This is a genomic window from Thermomicrobiales bacterium (genome assembly GCA_023954495.1).
In the GTDB taxonomy this organism is placed as follows: domain Bacteria; phylum Chloroflexota; class Chloroflexia; order Thermomicrobiales; family CFX8; genus JAMLIA01.
Window position 1 is genome coordinate 11,987 of sequence record JAMLIA010000012.1, and the last position, 17,110, is coordinate 29,096.

A 17,110-nucleotide genomic window follows, 5' to 3' on the forward strand; every position below is an offset into this window, starting at 1 on the left:
CGCCGTGATAGACTTCTGCGGTGCCCTCCACGTGGACGGTACCTGTTTTCCGCGATCTGACGCGGATTTTTTGATGCTGACCTCGCCTTCATGAGGCGATCATTCTGAGGTTTCCGCACGATGATCCGGCCCCTGAACTACTTCTTTGGCCTCTTCAGTCGGGATCTGGGGATCGACCTCGGGACCGCAAATACGCTTGTCTACGTCCGAGGCAAAGGGATCGTGATCTCTGAGCCTTCCGTCGTCGCGATCGATACCAAGTCCAAGCGCGCGTTGGCCGTTGGTGTTGAGGCGAAGGCGATGGTCGGGAAGACGCCCGAAGCGATCGTCGCGGTGCGACCGTTGAAGGATGGCGTCATCGCCGACTTCGACACGGTCGAGCTAATGCTGCACTACTTCATCGAGAAGGTTCACGTTCAGCGCATCATGGCCCCGCACCCGCGTGTCGTCATCGGCATTCCGTCTGGCGTAACCGAAGTTGAGAAGCGCGCAGCCAAGGACGCGGCGCTCTCTGCCGGCGCTCGCGAGGCGTACACGATCGAGGAGCCGATGGCGGCGGCGATCGGCGCAGGGTTGCCGATCAATGAGCCGGTCGGCAGCATGATCGTCGACATCGGCGGCGGCACAACTGAGGTGGCGGTCGTTTCACTGGGTGGCATCGTCGTCAATCATTCGCTGCGCGTCGCCGGTGACGAGATCGACGAAGCGATCATCCAGTACGCTCGCCGCGACCACAATCTCGTAATCGGGGAGCGGACAGCGGAGAACGCCAAGATCGCCGCCGGATCAGCCTATCCGCTGGAAGAAGAGCGCCGCGTGACATTGCGCGGCCGCGACCTGTTGACCGGTCTGCCCAAGTCAGTCGAAGTCTCTAGCGTCGAGATCCGCGACGCGATCAGTGGGCCAGTGAACATGATCGTCGATACCGTGAAGACCTGTGTCGAAGAGACGCCGCCCGAGCTCGTCGCCGACATCATGGAGCAGGGCATCATCCTCGGCGGCGGTGGCGCACTGCTGTTGGGGCTGGATCGCCGCTTGCAGTCCGAGCTGCGCATGCCGGTGCGTCGAGCTGAGGATCCGCTGACGTGCGTGGCGCGCGGAACCGGGCGGGTCGCCGAGGCGTTGCATCTGTATTCCAGGGCGCTGGCCAGCGGCCAGGAACTCCGGCGAGGGGTTTGAGTCCGGGTGTTTTCCCTGTCAGCTACGGCACGACGCAACCTTGCGGTCATCGCAGCGGTTGTCGTCGCAGCGCTGTTGTTGATGTTCGCCGACACGCGCGGCTTGCTTGATGCTCCGAAGCGCCTGGCCGACAACGTCGTTTCGCCGGTGAGCAGCGCGCTGACTTCGCTTGGCATGGGGATCGGCAAGGACAATCCGGGCGGCGACCCGACGCTGCGCCAGCAGCTCGATGAGGTAACCGCCGAGCGCGACGCGTTGCTGGCGGAGAACGCAAAGCTGAAGGAGCTTTCCAGCGAAGTCGAGAACCTTCGTCAGCAGCTCAACTTCCAGGAATCCCGGCCCGACCTCACCTACGTCACCGCCGAGGTCATCAGCCGCGACCCGGAGAGCCGCGAGAAGTTCGTCATCATCAACCGCGGATCGAACGATGGGTTGCAGATCGGCATGGCCGTCGTCAGCCCCAACTTCCTGGTCGGCCAGATCACTGAGGTTGAAGCGAACCGCGCCAAGGTACTGTTGATTATCGACTCCGGCTTCCAGACGGGCGGGCGGCTGCAGATGGCGCGTGCCGAAGGCATCGTCTACGGGCTCTGGCAGGAGGGCGGGCGCGTCGAGATGCGTCACATTCCGTATGATGTCAACATCGACGATCGCGAGGTTGTCGTCACCTCCGGCAAGTCGGCCGGTATCCCCGAAGGTCTCGTTGTCGGCAAGGTGATGGAAATCAAGAAAAATCAGGCACAGAACGAGACGGTCGTCGAGATCCTGCCGCTGGTCAACTTCGAGAATCTGGAATCGGTGACGGTCATTACCGGCACGACTCCTGCTCAACCACAAGAACAGGCGACACCCGGCACATGACACGCACGATCGATCCACGTTTGCTGCTGGCGACAACGACGAGCAAGGCGCTCACCGTCGGTATCCGGCGGCTTGGTCGTGGTGGCGGCACGGCGCTGCCGGGACTCGTCGCCGGGTATCTCGACCCACGAATGCTCGACAAGCTGGCGCAGCGTCTGCCACTTGGCACGGTGGTCGTTGCGGGCACCAACGGCAAGACGACGACCAGCAGGATGCTCGCGGGCATGCTCGCTGAATCCGGCCATCGCGTGGCCCACAATCGCTCCGGCTCGAACCTGGTGCGAGGCATTTCCGCCGCACTCGCCGAGCAGATGCGCGCGTTTGGCAGCGGCGGACCCGAAATCGGCGTGATCGAGAGCGATGAGAACGCCCTGCCGGAGATCCTGCGTCGAACCAGTCCGCGCGTCGTCGTGCTGCTGAATCTGTTCCGCGATCAGCTCGACCGCTACGGAGAGCTGGAGACCATCGCGTCGCGCTGGCGTGAGGCGCTGCGTACGCTCGATTCGTCGACGACGCTCGTTGTCAACGCCGACGATCCGACACTCGCCGCGCTGGCTGCTGATTCGCCGGCAACGGTCGTGGCGTTCGGCCTGACCGAGGCGACAGCAACGCTCGCAGCACTGCCGCATGCCTCCGACGCCGCTGCCTGCCGCATCTGCGAGTCGCCGTTGCAGTATCATGCACTCTTTCTATCGCATCTCGGCCATTGGCACTGCCCCTCATGCGGCGCCGAGCGCCCGGAGTTGCTGCTCGCCGCGTCATCGATCCGGCTGAATGGCATGCGTGGTCTGACGATGGATATCGAGGATCGACGCGGTCCGGAGGCAACGGTTGCAGGCGATCTGGAGGTCGCGTTGCCGGGTCTGTACAACGCGTACAACGCGCTGGCCGCGACGGCGGCAGCGCGTGTGCTCGGGCTTGAGTTCGAGCCGATCAGCCGCGCGCTGTCCTCGTTCGAAGCCGCATTCGGTCGGCTGGAGCGGGTGACCTATCGCGGCAGGACGTTGACCCTGGCACTGTCGAAAAACCCGGTTGGCTTCAATGAGATCCTGCGCATGATTACTGGCGAGCCATTGCAGATGCCGCTGGTCATTGCAATCAACGACCTTGACGCCGATGGCCGCGATGTCTCCTGGCTATGGGATGTTGACTTCGAAGTGCTGGCCGAGCCACAGCATGAGGCAGCGTGGTTCATCGCAGCCGGTCTGCGTGGACACGATCTGGCAGTGCGGCTGAAGTACGGCGGTATCGCCAGTGAACGCATCAACGACGCGTCCTGCGGTCGCCCGCTCGGCGAGGTGCTTGACGAGGTCATCGACGCTACCCCCAAAGGTAGCGACGTCTTCATGCTGCTGACTTATACCGCCCTGCTGCAACTGAGGCAGGCGCTGGCAGATCGCGGCGTCGTCGAGGAATTCTGGGCGCAGTAGCCTCGGAAGTGGAGCAACATCAATGCAGTTACGAATCGGCTGGCTCTACGGGCACGAGATGAACATCTATGGTGATCGTGGCAACGTCATGGCGCTAGCGCGTCGTGGCGAGTGGCGCGGCCTGGAAACGACCGTCGTCACGATCGGCCTCGGCGATCCGATTGACGTTGATGAAATCGACCTCTACTTCTGGGGCGGCGGGCAGGATCGTGAGCAAATCGCCGTTTCCCGAGATCTGCAGGGCGAAAAGGGCGCAGCACTGCGCGTCGCCGTTGAGGATGGCGCGCCCGTCCTGGCTGTCTGCGGCGGTTATCAGTTGTTGGGGCATTCGTATCACCCACACGAGGGCGACGACCTGCCCGGCATCAGCGCGATCGACGTCACCAGCGAAGCCGGGCACGAGCGCTTCATCGGCAACGTGGTTGTTGATACAGACGAGTTCGATACCCTGGTTGGCTTCGAGAATCACTCCGGGAAGACGCACCTCGGATCCGGCGTCACACCGCTCGGGCGCGTGCGCGTCGGTCGCGGAAACAACGGCACCGACGGCACCGAAGGCGCGCGCTATCGCAATGTTGTCGGCTGCTACCTGCATGGTGCGCTGCTGCCGAAAAACCCGCACCTTGCAGACTGGCTGATCGAGCGCGCGTTAGAGCGGCGCTATGGCGACGTCACGCTCGCCTCCCTCGACAGTACCCTGGAACGACGCGCCCACGACGGCGTCGTCGCCCGCGCCGCTGCGCTGCAGAGGTGAGAGCAGTGTTCCAACCAGTGCTCCGCAACGGTGGAGTGTCGCCTCACAGCGATTACAGCGCCAGCGCTGTCCCTGCTTCAGGGTTTAGCGGCGGCTCTTTCGCCTGACAAGTTCGGTGAGCCCAACCGCTCAATGCGTTGTCAATGTTGAGTTTTCAGATCGGCAGCCTCCCATTTCTTCTGTCATTTCAAGTTCACGCGAGAAATCACGCCTGCGTTGGACTGTGTCAAACGGGCGGGAGGTACGCCCGTTTAGCGACATGGCAACTCTGCAACAGCGATGATTGCCGATCCAACAAACTTCTCGCCGCCAGTCTGCGCTACCCAACTCGCTACATCATCATGACTTGCGTGATGTGATTCACGATGTTGCCATAATACGGCAACGTATTTACACTCGAACGACGCATTTGCGCGACAGTAGAGGGGGTAGCAGATGTCGATTGCGTCAAGTGTCGATCGTGTACGAGATCATCTCTGCTCGAAGGGGATCTACGGCGATGCTGCTGAGCTCTGCGAGATGCGGGGTGATTGCACCTGGGTCGTGACGTGCCCGGACTGCGGGACGAAGTTCACCCTGGATGAGGATGAGCACGAGGAGCTGCTGCGCTGGAGCCAGTCTTCGGGCCAGAGCTGCGGGATTACGGCCTAGCATCATCCGGATTGCCCCATGAGCGCTGGGGGGTGCCGGGCACGAGTGAGAAGTGCGTGTGAATGGCGCGCCATTCGGCGTTCGGTTGGTTGCGTGTGAAAATGACGGTTGCACGTCCGGGCCGGTCGAACGGAGTGCCGTCCTCGGCGTAGCCGGTAGATGTCCACGGCACGATCGCCCATGCCTGTAATCCATCTGGCGAAACACCGCCTTCCAGCGTTTCGGTCAGGAAGGTAAAGTCGGAGATCTTCGGCCAGACGTTGCGCCACTGGTCACGCTCCAGCGCGTCGAGCCCGTGGACGAGCCGCATATGTGTGCCGAATCCGACGACGTCAGGCGAGAACATGGGGCGCGCCGACGCAAAGTCACGTGCGGCGACATAGCTGCCCCAGGTGTCGAACCACGCGCGCAGGGCTGTGAGCGAGTCGTTTGCCATCGGTTAGCTGCCTGATTCCGTTGCGTCAGCTGAGTGATGATGCGGGGTCGAATGCGTCGAGTGTGACGCCTCTTCGGCGCGCTTGTTCCAATGCCAGCCGAGGGCGACGACCGCCAGCACGATGAGCAAGATGACGCCAAGTTCCAGTGGCCGCTCCATGTGGATGATGTCGCGGACGTACTTGTCCTTGAAGAACATCTCCATCGCGGTGTGGACGAGGATCGCTGCGCCGACCAGGTTCAGCCACGGATATCGATCGATCATGCGGGCGATGAAGCTGCTGCCAAACAGCAGGATCGGAATCGACAGCATCAGGCCGAAGATCAACAGGCCGATGTGCCCGTGCGCCGCACCACCGACGGCGAGCATGTTGTCGAGGCTCATCACGACATCAGCCAGGATGATGGTGCGGACGGCTGCACCGAGCGAGTCGGACGCGCGAATATCGCTGTGTTCCGCACCGCTCGGCTTGACGAGCTTGATGGCGATGTAGACGAGCAGCAGCCCCCCGATTGCCTGGAGCAGCGGAACGCCGAGCAGCAGCGCCGCGCCGATGGTGAAGAGAATGCGGAGCACAACCGCCCCGCCACCACCGAGGATGATCGCCTTCTTGCGTTGCTCAGCCGGAAGTCGACGCGACGCCATTGCGATAACGACCGCATTGTCGCCGCTCAGGACGAGGTCGATCGCGATGATCGACAGGACCTTCGTAATGAAGTCAAGCTCCACGAACTCATTGGCCTAACGTGAGTAATGCGAATGGACAGGTGACAGGACACCTGCATCTATCATACGCAAATGGTTCATCGCATCGCGATGGAGTATGTCATGTGATGTAGGAGAGCTACCGACCACGATCGTATGGATCGTCCTCGTACTCAGACTCGCGGCGGCGATAATCTGCCGCCATTGCGGCCTCTGTCTCACGGCTCGACGATCCCAGATAGTGCATCGACGCAGCGCCGAGCGTGATCAGATCGCCGTCGCGCAGAGGGCGGTTCGTCACGATGTCGCCATTCACGCGCGTGCCGTTGCGGCTGCCATTGTCGTGGATTTCGTGGCGACCGTCGGGCCGCTCAACGATGTCGGCGTGGTAGGCGGAGACAGTCGGATGATCGAGCACAATCTCGTTGTTCGGGTAGCGCCCGATCCGCATGCGTTGCTGATCGAGCGGGATTTGCTCGCCGTTGATGAGCAGGCGCGCCGGAACGCGCGGGGATTCGACTGACTGCGGGCGGCTGCCGAAGAGGCGGTCCCAGAAGTCCGCTACGCGTTCGACGATGTGGGGGCTGTTCATGGCCACTGGTGCAGCTGCGACGAAGAAGATCGCCGCGCCAGAAACGATTCTGAATGGATCTGCTCGGTGCTGCTCGGCGAACCGGAAGAGCCAGACAAGTTGGGCAAGCCAGATGAGGACAGCCACAACAAGTATCACCGTCAGGAGCGTCAGTCCGCTCATCCGCCGCTGCCTCCCCAACCGTCGTTGCATTTCAAACGAATGTCGCGCGTCAAACCTCAGCGGCATCGGACGGGCACAATGTGCCATCCCCTACATGTCCGAGCCTGACGACGCGCTGCCGTGTGGCTAGTATAACCGCTGATGGCCGAGATGTGTCGGAGTGTCACGCCGAATTTCGATGCTTCGCAGATCAGGCTCCGACAAGCACGAGGTTCTGGGCCGGCGTGTAGGTCGTCGAGAAGTCCTCCGATATGACGTTGTCGCCCTGAATGACGCGGCGCGTGACGGTCACATCAAAGCCGTCCTGCGCTGATTCGACCGCGCGCTGGTTGCCGACCGGCAGGGTGTCGGTCTCCTGATAATGAATGGTCGGGTCAGCTTCAACGACGTTCGTCACTACTGGTGGATCGACCTCAACGCTCCACGGTAGCGGTGCGCCATAGATATTGACCGTCAGGTCCTGCCCGTCGGCGTACACCTCCAGCAGTACCGGTGTCGGTCCGTCGTTCGTCCAGCGCATGTCCAGCCCGACCGTCGACTCGACTGCCGCGTCGATACCGACATTGCCCTGATAGGCATAGCGCGGGATCCAGTACGAGTGACTTGCGCGCTGGTCGATGCGGAAGCCACTGTAGAAGACGGGCTGGAAGACGGTCGTCGCGACCTGACAGATGCCGCCCGCCTCGGCCGGAACCGTAGTGACCTGGCCGTCCGTCTCGGCGATGCCATAGGCGATCTGCCAACCTGCTTCGAGCGTCGTCGGGCCGACCTCCGAGTTGAACGAGAACGTCTCGCCCGGGAAGACGAGCGCACCATTGAGCAGACTTGCGGCCAGCTCGATGTTGTGGGCGCGTTCGGCAAGGCCGCCGCCGTAGGTCGTGCTGGAGCTGGCCAGCAGTGTCGATACGTCGATTGATGCGAAGTCGGCTGGTTGCTCGGGTGGATCGATCAGCGCAACTGGCAGATCGACCCGATTCGCATCGGAGTTGCCGGTGAACGCGTCCTTGATCAGCGTGTAGGCGGCATCCTCGTCGAGGTCTTTGCCAGCCTGAGCGTCGCGGGTTTTGACCAACGTCCCGCCGTCACCCCACCAGGCGCGGGCGCTCTTGGGCGTCGAATCGGTGCCAATCGAGATTTCGCGGACGACGTCGTTGAGCCACTGTTCGTCGAGATTGAGGACTGCCGGGTTGCCGTCAGCGGGCTGCGTCAGCGACAGATGGATGGCGATCAGGTCGGGCGTGAGTGTCCAGGTTTGATCGGCTGCGACGATCTCAATTGGTGCGTCCCAGATGCGGGTCAACTGGTCGCGTGCGTCGACGTACTGGGCAAGGATGGCCGGCGGAGCGTCTTCTGTAATGACGAGGGCCGCTGTGTCCGCCCCGCTCGCCAGGGCGTTCATGATCGCAGCGTCGGACGCTGCAATGTCGAGCGACCGGCCGACGACCGGAGCGACCCAGGTCACGCCGGATGGAGCGACTTCGAGCTGCCCGTCAACGCGCGATTGCTGGATTGCTCCTGCGAGCGACTGCAATTGCTGATCGAGAAGTGCTCGATCAACGCCGATGCGGTTCTGTCCCACGACATACGGGTCGTCGCGGAAGCGCCAGAGGATGCCGAGTCGCGATGGGCCGACGCCCTCATGCCCGACCTCGAGCGCGTCGTCAACGATGGTGTTCGCGTCGACGGTCAGTCCGAGATCGGCGGCGGATACGGTCCACGAATTGTCGCCATCAGTCAGGGTGAGCGGCTCCGACATCTGAGCATTTGCGGCAGTCGAAACGGCGGCGAACGCCTCATCGCGAGTCATACCACTCAGATCTACGCCGAGCGCCTCCACGCCAGTGCGCACTTTGCCCTGCCCCGCCAGTTGCACGCCGACGATACCGGCGATGAACAGCAGGAGGATGCCGATCGCGGCGAGCCAGGCGATACGCTCAAGGCGGAGGAGATTTGGATCGTGGCCCTCGCGCTGGTTTCCGCCGGGGCGAACCCGTTCGGCGGTATTCAGGAGCTTGCGGAACGGGGATGGAGCAGTTGACATAGGAGATGGGCATCCAATGTTGGTGCGATGCGGAACGAATCTGCGATCTCAAAAGTCGGCGGCTGCGGCGAGGTATTGCCGCAACGCCGCCGAAGTGTACCGCAATGGGTCGCGCGCAAGGTTTTTGCGCTTAGCCTTCGCGTCGCAGGATCGGGCGCGTCAGGCAGGTCGGCCCGCCGGTGCGATTGTGCGAGATCTCGTCACCTGCGTAGGTGATGACCGTACAGCCCGCCGCGCGCATCCGTTCAGCGCTGACTGTGTTCTCACGCAACACGACGCAGTGGCGGGGACCGAGCGCCAGAACGTTGCAGCCTTGCGTCTCGAACTCTTCGTCAGGGATCTCGACCATCTCGATGCCACGTTCTTCGAGAAGCTGAACGAGCGCAACTGCCATGAGCGGGCGATACACGACCGCCAGGTCGTCGTCGAGCATGCTGATCATTGAAAGCAGGTGCAGGCATTCGGCTGGACCATGCCAGTAGGGCAGGTCGAATGCGATGACTTCGACGCCGGATGGCGCGAGGATGTCCCGCATCTGCTGGATGCCGGACTCGTTGGTGCGGTAGCCTCGTCCGATCGCCAGCGTCTGCGCATCGATCCAGAGGCAATCGCCGCCCTCCAGCGTGCCCGGCGCTTCGATGCGTCCGGCGATTGGTACGCCGATGTCGGCCATCGTGCGCTCGGCAAGGTCGACTTCCGCCTCACGGAGCGGCTTGCCCATTCGCGACAGCACTGCGCCGGCGTTTGTCGTGAACACGGGGTCAAAGCCGAAGATGCCGTCCTGCAACCGGGCGTCATCGATCTCGCCAGTGATGACTTCAACTCCAGCGTCGGTGAGGATGCGTCGGAACGCGGCGTGCTCCTCGACGGCCAGGGCGTGATTCATCGGGTGAAGATAGCTGAACTCCTCCCAGGAGACCGATGGATCAGGCGGGACCGGTGGATAGACGAGCACCCGCTCCAGCTTGCCCGACATCGTGTTTCCGCCCCAAACCCGATCTGTCATCGAATTCCCCCTTTGACCAGTCATCATGCCCACATCGTTGCAACGGTATCAGGCGATTCCGTGTTTTTGCGAATCGTCGCTCACGGCGTCTCAGTTCCACTTCAGCCCGCTGCGATTGCTCCAGTATGTAGCCGGGCTTTCGGCCAACCTTGCCAACGCGACTCGTGCGTCGTCATCGAGCCGAATCATGCATGCGCCGACGTTCGATTCGAGCTGTGCGGTCGTCGCTGCGCCAGAGAGGACGCAGTCGATCCAGTCGTTGTCCAGTACGGCAGCCAGCGCCAATTGATCGATTGTGCAGCCAAGGCGCTCGGCTTGCTCGTTGAGAACTTCTCGCGAAGCGGCGAATTCGGGGTAGTCGTTGCGGTTGGTCAGACGTCCGTTGCCCAACGTCTCCTTGGCGATCACGGCCAGGCCCGCTCGATGTGCGTCCGCCAGGATGTCGGAGAGTGACGGTTCGAGGATATTCCAGGTCGCTTGGACAGCGGAGAAAAGCCGCGTGCTGTCGCGCTGAATGTCCAGCGCGCGTTCGAGCGTTTCGCGCGAGCTCGCGCCGCTCAGCGACAGGCCGATGGCCCAGCCACGCTCGGCGCGCAGGGCGGCCAGCGCGTCGAGAACGTCGCTACGGTCGAGGACGCCGGAATCGATGGTCGCTGAGTGGATCTGATACAGATCGATCCAGTCGCCGAGTGTTGCGGCAGACTCGCCAATCTGGCGTTGCAGCGTCGGTAGCGTGTGGTCCTTGACCTCGTGGATGTCGGCATCGATGCGCCAGTCCGCTGTGTAGGTGTAGCCCCATTTCGAGCCGATCGTGATCTGGTCGGGCCGAATCTCGCGGGTCGTGAGCCAGTGAGCGAGGAACTCTTCGGCGCGACCGTATGAGCGCGCGGCGTCGAAGTAGCGGATGCCGGCATTCCAGGCAGCGTCGAGGACGGTAGCGGCGTGATCGCGCATTGCTGCCACATCGTAGTTGCGGTCGAGGTCGCTCGCGTGGCCGAGGTTGACATAGCCCGGCCTGCCCAGCGCCGCCAGACCCAGCCCAATCCGCGTCAGGCGTAGCTCACTCAAACCGGCAGTGCGCGTCTCCACGTCAATCTCCTGTAGCAGCTGGAACGCGCCGAGCGTCCTGCGCGCCGAGCTCTTGCTGCAGATGGACGAAGCGCACCAGCGTTGAGCGTCGCAGCAGGCCGACCAGCTCACCGTCGGCGAGCACCGGTAGTTGGTCGATGTCGTGCTCCGACAGCAGACGGAGTGCCGTCTCGACGCTGTCCGTTGGCGCGACCGAGTGGACGCGTTCGCGCGGCGTCATGATCGCCCGCACGACCGTCTGGTCCCACTGCTCGCGCGGGATGGAGCGCACATCGGAAATCGTTACGATGCCCTCGAACCAATCGTTGGTCACCACCGGCGCACCGCGGACGTTGCGCGCCAGAAACCAGTCGTCAACCAGCTCATTCACACTCAAACCGCTGCGAACGACGACCGGCGCGGTATCCATGACGTCGGACACGACGTGCCCGGCCAGCAGCTCGCGAAGCTCGACGTCACGATAGCCGCCCTGCGCGGCGTTCTGCATGAACCAGCCGAGAGCGATGTACCAGAGGCCGTTGATCAGGTTGCCGCTGAGGGCCGAGATGATGCCGAGCATAAAGAAGAGCGTGCCGACCAGCGTGCCGATGACGGCGACGATGCGGGTGGCGCGACGAACGTTCCCGGTGATCTTCCAGAGGATTGCCCGCAGAACACGACCGCCGTCGAGTGGGAATCCCGGGATGAGGTTGAAGACCGCCAGGATCGCGTTGACGACCGCGAGGTAACCCAGCAGCGCTCCGAGCTGTTCATTCGCGTCGCGCAGCAAGTACCAGAGCCCGCCAAAGAGTCCGGCCAGGCCGAGCGACGCGAGCGGCCCGGCGATGGCAATGGCGAACTCTTCGCCCGGCTCATCGGAGTCTTCCGAAAGCTGGGCAACGCCGCCGAAGATGAACAGGGTGATGCTGACGACCTCGATGCCGCGTGCCTGCGCAACGAACGAGTGGGCCAGCTCGTGAACCATGACCGACGCGAACAGCAGGATGACTGTTGCGACACCGACGACCCAGTATTGCGTGCGCGACCAGCCCTCGAACTGTTCCGGGAACTGTCCCTCGGCCAGCAGATACGAGAAGATGACCAGCACAATAAACCAGCTGTAATGGATGCCAAGACGTATGCCACGTATCGAACCTATGCCGATTGACGCATCCATCTGGACTCATCCCTTCGCGTCAGCAGGTACGAATGTGTCGTCGGGATACGTACGATCGCAGCATACACGCCACACGTCAATGGTGAAGCGCAGACCATCTACGGTACTATAGTGAGGACTAATCACGATGTGACTAGCGAATGGATGGTGCCCGATGGCCGTCGAAATGGTCTTGCTCGGATTGCTGCGCCAGGGGCCGCGGCATGGGTACGACCTGACGCGTGAGTTCTCTCCGGACACCGTCCTCGGCGACATCGTCCACCTCGAGCCAAGCCTGCTGTATGCCAACATCAAGAAGCTTGAGCGCGAAGGGCTTGTCCAGTCCAACGTCCAACCCCAGGGGACGCGACCTCCGCGCCGCATGCTCGAGCTTTCTCCGCAAGGCGAGGAGGCGCTCGACAAATGGCTCGCTGCGCCGGTTGAGCGCACGCGGGACCTCCGGCTGGAGTTCCTGATGAAGCTCTACATCGTCCGCTTGATTGGCCAGGGAGACGCAGCAAAGCTCATCGAAGATCAGCGCGAGGTGTGCAAAGGCTTTGTGTCGTCGCTGCGCGGGCAGCTTGAAGGGGAGCGTGACGAGTTTCGGCGTCTGGTACTCGAGATGCGGCTGGCGCAGAACACAGCTCTGTTGCAATGGCTCGATCAAGCGTCCCAGCACGTGGTGGCGTGATGCGCGGGGCCACCAATGAGTGAGGTAGCACCAGCATCAAGCACGACCGGACAGTCAAACGGCTGGCGTCGATTGACGGTTGCGTCGCCAACATGGGTGCTGCTGGCGCTCGCCAGCGTGGCGCTCATCGTATTTCTGGCGCTGCCGCTGGTCGCGATCTTTATTCGCGGGATTCCAGCCGGAGCCCTGACCGCCGCGCTCGACAACGAGGTTGTCCGGCAGGCGCTGACGCTCTCGGTCGTAACCACCTGCATTTCCCTGGCGCTGGTGCTGGTGCTCGGTACACCAGTTGCCTATCTTCTGGCGCGCTACCGTTTTCGCGGTCATCAGCTGCTGGATACGCTGGTAGATCTGCCGATGGTGCTGCCACCGGCTGTTGCTGGCGTCGCGCTGCTGATGGCATTCGGTCGGCGCGGCGTTCTGGGTCCGTTTCTCTCGGACATCGGCATTGAAATCCCGTTCACGACGCTGGCGGTCGTGATCGCTCAGACGTTTGTCGCGGTCCCGTTCTACGTGCGGTCGGCGCGGGCCGGGTTCGAGTCGATCGATCCGGGTCTGGAGGAAGTTGCCGGGACGCTCGGCGCGAGCCGGATGACGATCTTCCGCACCGTGACGATCCCGTTGGCGCTTCCGGCGCTGCTGGGCGGAGCCGTGATGGCGTGGGCGCGCGCGCTCGGCGAGTTTGGCGCGACGCTCATGTTCGCCGGTAACTTCGCCGGTCGGACGCAGACGATGCCGCTGGCTATTTACCAAACGCTTGAGTCGGGCAAGCTCGACTCAGCGCTGGCGCTCTCGATCATCCTCGTCGTCGTGTCGTTCACGGTTCTGTTTGTATTCAAGTACCTCGTTCGGCGCAGCGCCGGACATGTCCCACCGGAAGTGACGCCACGTGCTTAAGGTCAACATGCGGAGACAGCTCGCGCTGTTTGCGTTGGAAGTCTCGCTCACCGTCGACAACGGCATCCTTGTGCTCTTTGGTCCGTCCGGCGCGGGCAAGTCGATGCTGCTCCGCACGATCGCTGGTATCGAGCGCGCCGATGCCGGGATCATTGAGCTGGGTGGCCGCGTGCTGCTCGACACCAGCCGTGGGATCAATCTCGATTCGCGTCAGCGCCGGGTCGGCTATGTGCCGCAGCAATATGGGCTGTTTCCTCATTTGAGTGCGGTCGATAACGTCGCCTATCCGATGGTCGCCGGTCGCGGTGCGCGGCGAGCTGAGGCGCGTGCGCGAGCTCGCGAGCTGCTCGATATGGTGGGAGTCGCCAACCGCGCCGACGCGCCGCCGTCGCGACTGTCCGGCGGGCAGCAGCAGCGCGTCGCGATCGCCCGCGCGGTCGGCGCTGATTCCGAGGTGCTGCTGCTCGACGAGCCGCTTGCCGCACTGGATGCACCCACGCGGCACGAGCTCCGCGAACTCCTGCGGCGACTGCAGCGCGAGCTCGCAGTGCCGGTCATCTTCGTAACACGATCTCGAGGAGGCTGTGTCAGTCGGAACGGCGATGGCGGTGATGGCGGAAGGTCGGGTGCGCCAGATCGACACCGTCGCTCGTGTCCTGGATGCGCCCGTTGATCGGCTGGTCGCTGATCTTGTGCAAGCACGGAACGTATTGCCGGGTGACCTGGAGCGCGACGAGGGCACTGCATTCGTCGCTACGGACATTGGTCGTCTGCGCGCAGCAACCCCGCACGACGCCGGATTGGTCGACGTCATCATCCGGCCCGACCTGCTGCGGCTCTCAACAGACGCTCAGGCGAACGGGCACGACACACTGCTGGACGGCACGGTCGTCGATCTGGTCGACTACGGAACGCGGGCGACGGTGACGCTCGCTATCGGGGACGGCCGGCTCGAGGCAGGTGTAACTCGCGGCGATATGCGCCGACTGGCTATCGGACGGGGTGATCGCTTGCGGTGCATCATTCCAGCAGATGCTGTCCACGTTGTTGATCGGCTGGAAGGCGCGGCTAGTCCTTCCGCCTGAGGACGGCGATCGAGCGACCCGCCAGCGAATAACTCTCGCCAACTCGATATTCCTCCGGCTTGCCAACTCCGTCTACCTCGGACGTATCGAAGATGTGTTCCCAGACCACGTCGGGCTTGAAGCCCGGCATGACAAAGTCGATCGGCTGGTCGTATGCAGAGAGCAGAATCAGCAGCGTGTCATCGACAATCGCGTCGCCGTTCTCGTCCACTTCGTTCAGCGCATCGCCACCGAGACGCATACCGAGCGACTTGATCCAGCCTTCCTGCCATTCGGTATCGCTCATTTCGCCACCGTCCGGGCGAATCCAGGTGATGTCGCGCACGTCTGAGCCCTGAACCCGACGTCCCTGGAAGAAACGGCGGCGGCGGAGGACCGGGTGCTTCTTCCGAAAGGCGATCAGATCGCGAACGTAGGCGAGCAGAATCGTGTCTGACTCGGTCAGGTTCCAGTCATACCAGGAGATGTCGTTGTCCTGGCAGTAGGCGTTGTTGTTGCCGTGCTGGGTACGACCGATTTCGTCGCCGCCGGTCAGCATCGGCACGCCCTGCGAAAGCAGCAGCGTCGCCAGCAGATTGCGCTGCTGCTGGGCGCGTAGCGCGACGATCGCCGGATCGTCGGTCGGCCCTTCAGCTCCGCCGTTCCAGGAGATGTTGTCGTTGGTGCCGTCGCGGTTGTCTTCGCCGTTGGCCAGGTTGTGCTTGTCGTTGTAGGAGACGAGGTCGGCCAGGGTGAAGCCATCGTGGGCGGTGATGAAGTTGATGCTCGCGTAGGGCTTGCGACCGTCGCTCTGATACAGATCGCTCGATCCGGTCAGACGGTAGGCGAGGTCGGCCATCTTGCCCATGTCACCGCGCCAGAAGTGGCGCACCGTGTCGCGATACTTGCCGTTCCACTCGGTCCACAGCACTGGGAAATTGCCGACCTGGTAGCCGCCCTCGCCGACGTCCCACGGCTCGGCGATGAGCTTCACCTGCGAGATGACCGGGTCCTGATGGATGATGTCGAAGAACGCGCTCAGCCGATCGACGTCGTGCAGCTCGCGAGCCAGCGTCGCTGCCAGATCGAAGCGAAAGCCATCGACATGCATATCGTTCACCCAGTAGCGTAGCGAGTCCATGATGAGCTGCAGGACCTGCGGGTTACGGGCGTCGAGCGAATTACCGGTGCCGGTGTAATCGACATAATAGCGGGGATTGTCGGCATCGACGCGGTAGTAGGTTGGGTTGTCCAGACCGCGCAGGCTGAGCGTCGGCCCGAGCTCGCTGCCTTCGGCAGTGTGGTTGTAGACGACATCGAGGATGACTTCGATGCCTGCTGCGTGTAGCGCGCGAACCATGTGCTTGAAGTCGTAGACCTGTCTACCTCGGTCGCCGCAGGCGTAGCGTGCTTCCGGCGCGAAGTAGGTGAGGGTGTTGTAGCCCCAGTAGTTCGACAGGCCGCGCTCGACAAGGCGATGGTCGTCGAGGAAGCCGTGTACCGGTAGCAGCTCGACAGCGGTGATTCCGAGATCCGTCAGATACTTGATCGCAGCTGGGTGGGCGAGGGCAAGGTAGGTGCCCCGTATATCTTCGGGGATTTCAGGGTGCGTCGCGCTGAAGCCTTTGACGTGCGTTTCGTAGATGATCGAGTCCTGCCACGGGATCCGCAGCGGCGCATCGTCTCCCCAGTTGAACGCTGGATCAATCACCACGGCCTTGGGCATGCCCCAGGCGTCGTCATTGGCATCGAACGACAGATCCTTATCAGGATGTTGTGGTTCATATCCGAAGACCGGCGCGTTCCAGTCGACGCGTCCAGTGATCGCCTTTGCGTATGGATCAATCAGCAGCTTGTTGGCGTTGAAGCGTAGCCCGCGCTTCGGAGCGTATTCGCCCTCAGCGCGAAACCCATAGAGCTGTCCCGGGCCGATGTCGGAGAGCCAGATATGCCAGACGTGTGCGGTCACTTCGGTCAGCGAAACGCGCTCGGTTTCGTGAGTGGGATCGTCTAGGTTGAACAGACAGAGAACCATGCCCTGGGCGTTTTCCGAATAGATGGCAAAGTTCGTCCCACGTCCATCCCAGGTCGCACCGAGTGGATACGGCGATCCCGGGCGTTGCTTGCGGCTCAATCAGCACTCCTCACGATCCATCAATCCTGATGAGATTGAATCACTGACCGGCAGGCGCGCAAGATCGGGACACACGAAAACGGGACGAGCGTCTGCGCCCGTCCCGTCATCCTGCTGTCGCTTGCATCGGTCTACCTCTGGAAGAGCGTGGTCCACTTCCGGTTGCCGCGCAGCCTTGCGAGCTCCTGGCGGTTGTAGTCGAGCAGCTTATCTGCGGTATACGGATCCATGAGTGTTCCCTTCACCTCATCAACGAGACGCCTGTTGACGTTCCGCGTCCTTG

The 17,110-nt window shown here is 62.6% G+C and carries 17 protein-coding genes; 9 read left to right on the plus strand and 8 right to left on the minus strand.

The features are described from left to right. Positions 1–120 precede the first annotated feature (120 nt). From M9890_03890 to M9890_03910, 5 genes are all read left to right on the plus strand, one after another. Positions 121–1,179: a rod shape-determining protein gene (locus tag M9890_03890; GenBank protein ID MCO5176102.1), complete on the plus strand. Its 1,059-nt coding sequence runs from the start codon at positions 121–123 to the stop codon at positions 1,177–1,179. 6 nt (positions 1,180–1,185) lie between these two features. After that, the gene (gene mreC / locus M9890_03895) at positions 1,186–2,040 is read left to right on the plus strand and encodes a rod shape-determining protein MreC (protein MCO5176103.1); all 855 of its coding nucleotides are present in this window, start codon (positions 1,186–1,188) and stop codon (positions 2,038–2,040) included. After that, on the plus strand, positions 2,037–3,470 hold the full coding sequence (locus tag M9890_03900) for a MurT ligase domain-containing protein (GenBank protein ID MCO5176104.1): 1,434 nt from the start codon (positions 2,037–2,039) through the stop codon (positions 3,468–3,470). The genes mreC and M9890_03900 overlap by 4 nt, the downstream gene beginning before the upstream one ends. Before the next feature lie 22 nt (positions 3,471–3,492). Continuing rightward, positions 3,493–4,224 (plus strand): glutamine amidotransferase, encoded by a 732-nt coding sequence (locus M9890_03905; protein ID MCO5176105.1) that lies wholly within the window; start codon positions 3,493–3,495, stop codon positions 4,222–4,224. Between the two features lie 435 nt (positions 4,225–4,659). Then, on the plus strand, positions 4,660–4,875 hold the full coding sequence (locus tag M9890_03910; GenBank protein ID MCO5176106.1) for a hypothetical protein: 216 nt from the start codon (positions 4,660–4,662) through the stop codon (positions 4,873–4,875). On the opposite strand, the gene M9890_03915 is transcribed toward M9890_03910, so the two are convergent. The 7 genes from M9890_03915 to M9890_03945 all read right to left on the minus strand — a co-directional run bounded on the left by M9890_03915 (position 4,865) and on the right by M9890_03945 (position 12,062). Next, positions 4,865–5,311, minus strand: a complete 447-nt coding sequence (locus M9890_03915) for a nuclear transport factor 2 family protein (protein MCO5176107.1) — start codon at positions 5,309–5,311, stop codon at positions 4,865–4,867. The two genes, M9890_03910 and M9890_03915, sit on opposite strands and share 11 nt — an antisense overlap. Positions 5,312–5,314: 3 nt before the next feature. Continuing rightward, positions 5,315–6,040, minus strand: a complete 726-nt coding sequence (locus M9890_03920) for a TerC family protein (GenBank protein ID MCO5176108.1) — start codon at positions 6,038–6,040, stop codon at positions 5,315–5,317. 115 nt (positions 6,041–6,155) lie between these two features. Next, on the minus strand, positions 6,156–6,770 hold the full coding sequence (locus tag M9890_03925; GenBank protein MCO5176109.1) for an FHA domain-containing protein: 615 nt from the start codon (positions 6,768–6,770) through the stop codon (positions 6,156–6,158). A 190-nt stretch (positions 6,771–6,960) separates the two neighbouring features. Continuing rightward, positions 6,961–8,811 carry a VanW family protein gene (locus M9890_03930; GenBank protein MCO5176110.1) on the minus strand — a complete coding sequence of 617 codons (1,851 nt, stop codon included), beginning with the start codon at positions 8,809–8,811 and terminating at the stop codon, positions 6,961–6,963. Positions 8,812–8,941: 130 nt separating this feature from the next. After that, positions 8,942–9,817 (minus strand): arginine deiminase family protein, encoded by an 876-nt coding sequence (locus tag M9890_03935; GenBank protein ID MCO5176111.1) that lies wholly within the window; start codon positions 9,815–9,817, stop codon positions 8,942–8,944. A 90-nt stretch (positions 9,818–9,907) separates the two neighbouring features. Next, entirely contained in the window at positions 9,908–10,906 is a 999-nt protein-coding gene (locus M9890_03940) for an aldo/keto reductase (protein ID MCO5176112.1), read from the minus strand. A 1-nt stretch (position 10,907) separates the two neighbouring features. Further along, positions 10,908–12,062, minus strand: coding sequence for a site-2 protease family protein (locus M9890_03945; GenBank protein ID MCO5176113.1), 1,155 nt, complete (start codon positions 12,060–12,062; stop codon positions 10,908–10,910). A gap of 154 nt (positions 12,063–12,216) precedes the next feature. Here M9890_03945 and M9890_03950 point away from each other — a divergent pair, with 154 nt between their 5' ends. The 4 genes from M9890_03950 to M9890_03965 are packed head-to-tail and all read left to right on the plus strand — an operon-like array spanning position 12,217 to position 14,714. Further along, positions 12,217–12,732 carry a PadR family transcriptional regulator gene (locus M9890_03950; GenBank protein MCO5176114.1) on the plus strand — a complete coding sequence of 172 codons (516 nt, stop codon included), beginning with the start codon at positions 12,217–12,219 and terminating at the stop codon, positions 12,730–12,732. A gap of 15 nt (positions 12,733–12,747) precedes the next feature. After that, a complete protein-coding gene (locus M9890_03955; protein ID MCO5176115.1) occupies positions 12,748–13,629 on the plus strand; it encodes an ABC transporter permease in 882 nt (293 codons plus the stop codon). 7 nt (positions 13,630–13,636) lie between these two features. After that, positions 13,637–14,302 carry an ATP-binding cassette domain-containing protein gene (locus M9890_03960; GenBank protein ID MCO5176116.1) on the plus strand — a complete coding sequence of 222 codons (666 nt, stop codon included), beginning with the start codon at positions 13,637–13,639 and terminating at the stop codon, positions 14,300–14,302. After that, complete coding sequence (locus M9890_03965) at positions 14,256–14,714, plus strand: TOBE domain-containing protein (GenBank protein MCO5176117.1); 459 nt, start codon at positions 14,256–14,258, stop codon at positions 14,712–14,714. The genes M9890_03960 and M9890_03965 overlap by 47 nt, the downstream gene beginning before the upstream one ends. Here the strand turns inward: M9890_03965 and glgX are convergent. Then, complete coding sequence (glgX, locus tag M9890_03970; protein MCO5176118.1) at positions 14,698–16,827, minus strand: glycogen debranching protein GlgX; 2,130 nt, start codon at positions 16,825–16,827, stop codon at positions 14,698–14,700. The two genes, M9890_03965 and glgX, sit on opposite strands and share 17 nt — an antisense overlap. Between the last annotated feature and the right edge of the window lie 283 nt (positions 16,828–17,110).

Coding starts and splice junctions, on each gene's coding strand:
- M9890_03890 (MCO5176102.1), top strand. CDS start 121: ATGATCCGGCCCCTGAACTACTTCTTTGGCCTCTTCAGTCGGGATCTG.
- M9890_03900 (MCO5176104.1), top strand. CDS start 2,037: ATGACACGCACGATCGATCCACGTTTGCTGCTGGCGACAACGACGAGC.
- M9890_03905 (MCO5176105.1), top strand. CDS start 3,493: ATGCAGTTACGAATCGGCTGGCTCTACGGGCACGAGATGAACATCTAT.
- M9890_03910 (MCO5176106.1), top strand. CDS start 4,660: ATGTCGATTGCGTCAAGTGTCGATCGTGTACGAGATCATCTCTGCTCG.
- M9890_03915 (MCO5176107.1), bottom strand. CDS start 5,311: ATGGCAAACGACTCGCTCACAGCCCTGCGCGCGTGGTTCGACACCTGG.
- M9890_03925 (MCO5176109.1), bottom strand. CDS start 6,770: ATGAGCGGACTGACGCTCCTGACGGTGATACTTGTTGTGGCTGTCCTC.
- M9890_03930 (MCO5176110.1), bottom strand. CDS start 8,811: ATGTCAACTGCTCCATCCCCGTTCCGCAAGCTCCTGAATACCGCCGAA.
- M9890_03935 (MCO5176111.1), bottom strand. CDS start 9,817: ATGACAGATCGGGTTTGGGGCGGAAACACGATGTCGGGCAAGCTGGAG.
- M9890_03945 (MCO5176113.1), bottom strand. CDS start 12,062: ATGGATGCGTCAATCGGCATAGGTTCGATACGTGGCATACGTCTTGGC.
- M9890_03950 (MCO5176114.1), top strand. CDS start 12,217: ATGGCCGTCGAAATGGTCTTGCTCGGATTGCTGCGCCAGGGGCCGCGG.
- M9890_03955 (MCO5176115.1), top strand. CDS start 12,748: ATGAGTGAGGTAGCACCAGCATCAAGCACGACCGGACAGTCAAACGGC.
- M9890_03960 (MCO5176116.1), top strand. CDS start 13,637: ATGCGGAGACAGCTCGCGCTGTTTGCGTTGGAAGTCTCGCTCACCGTC.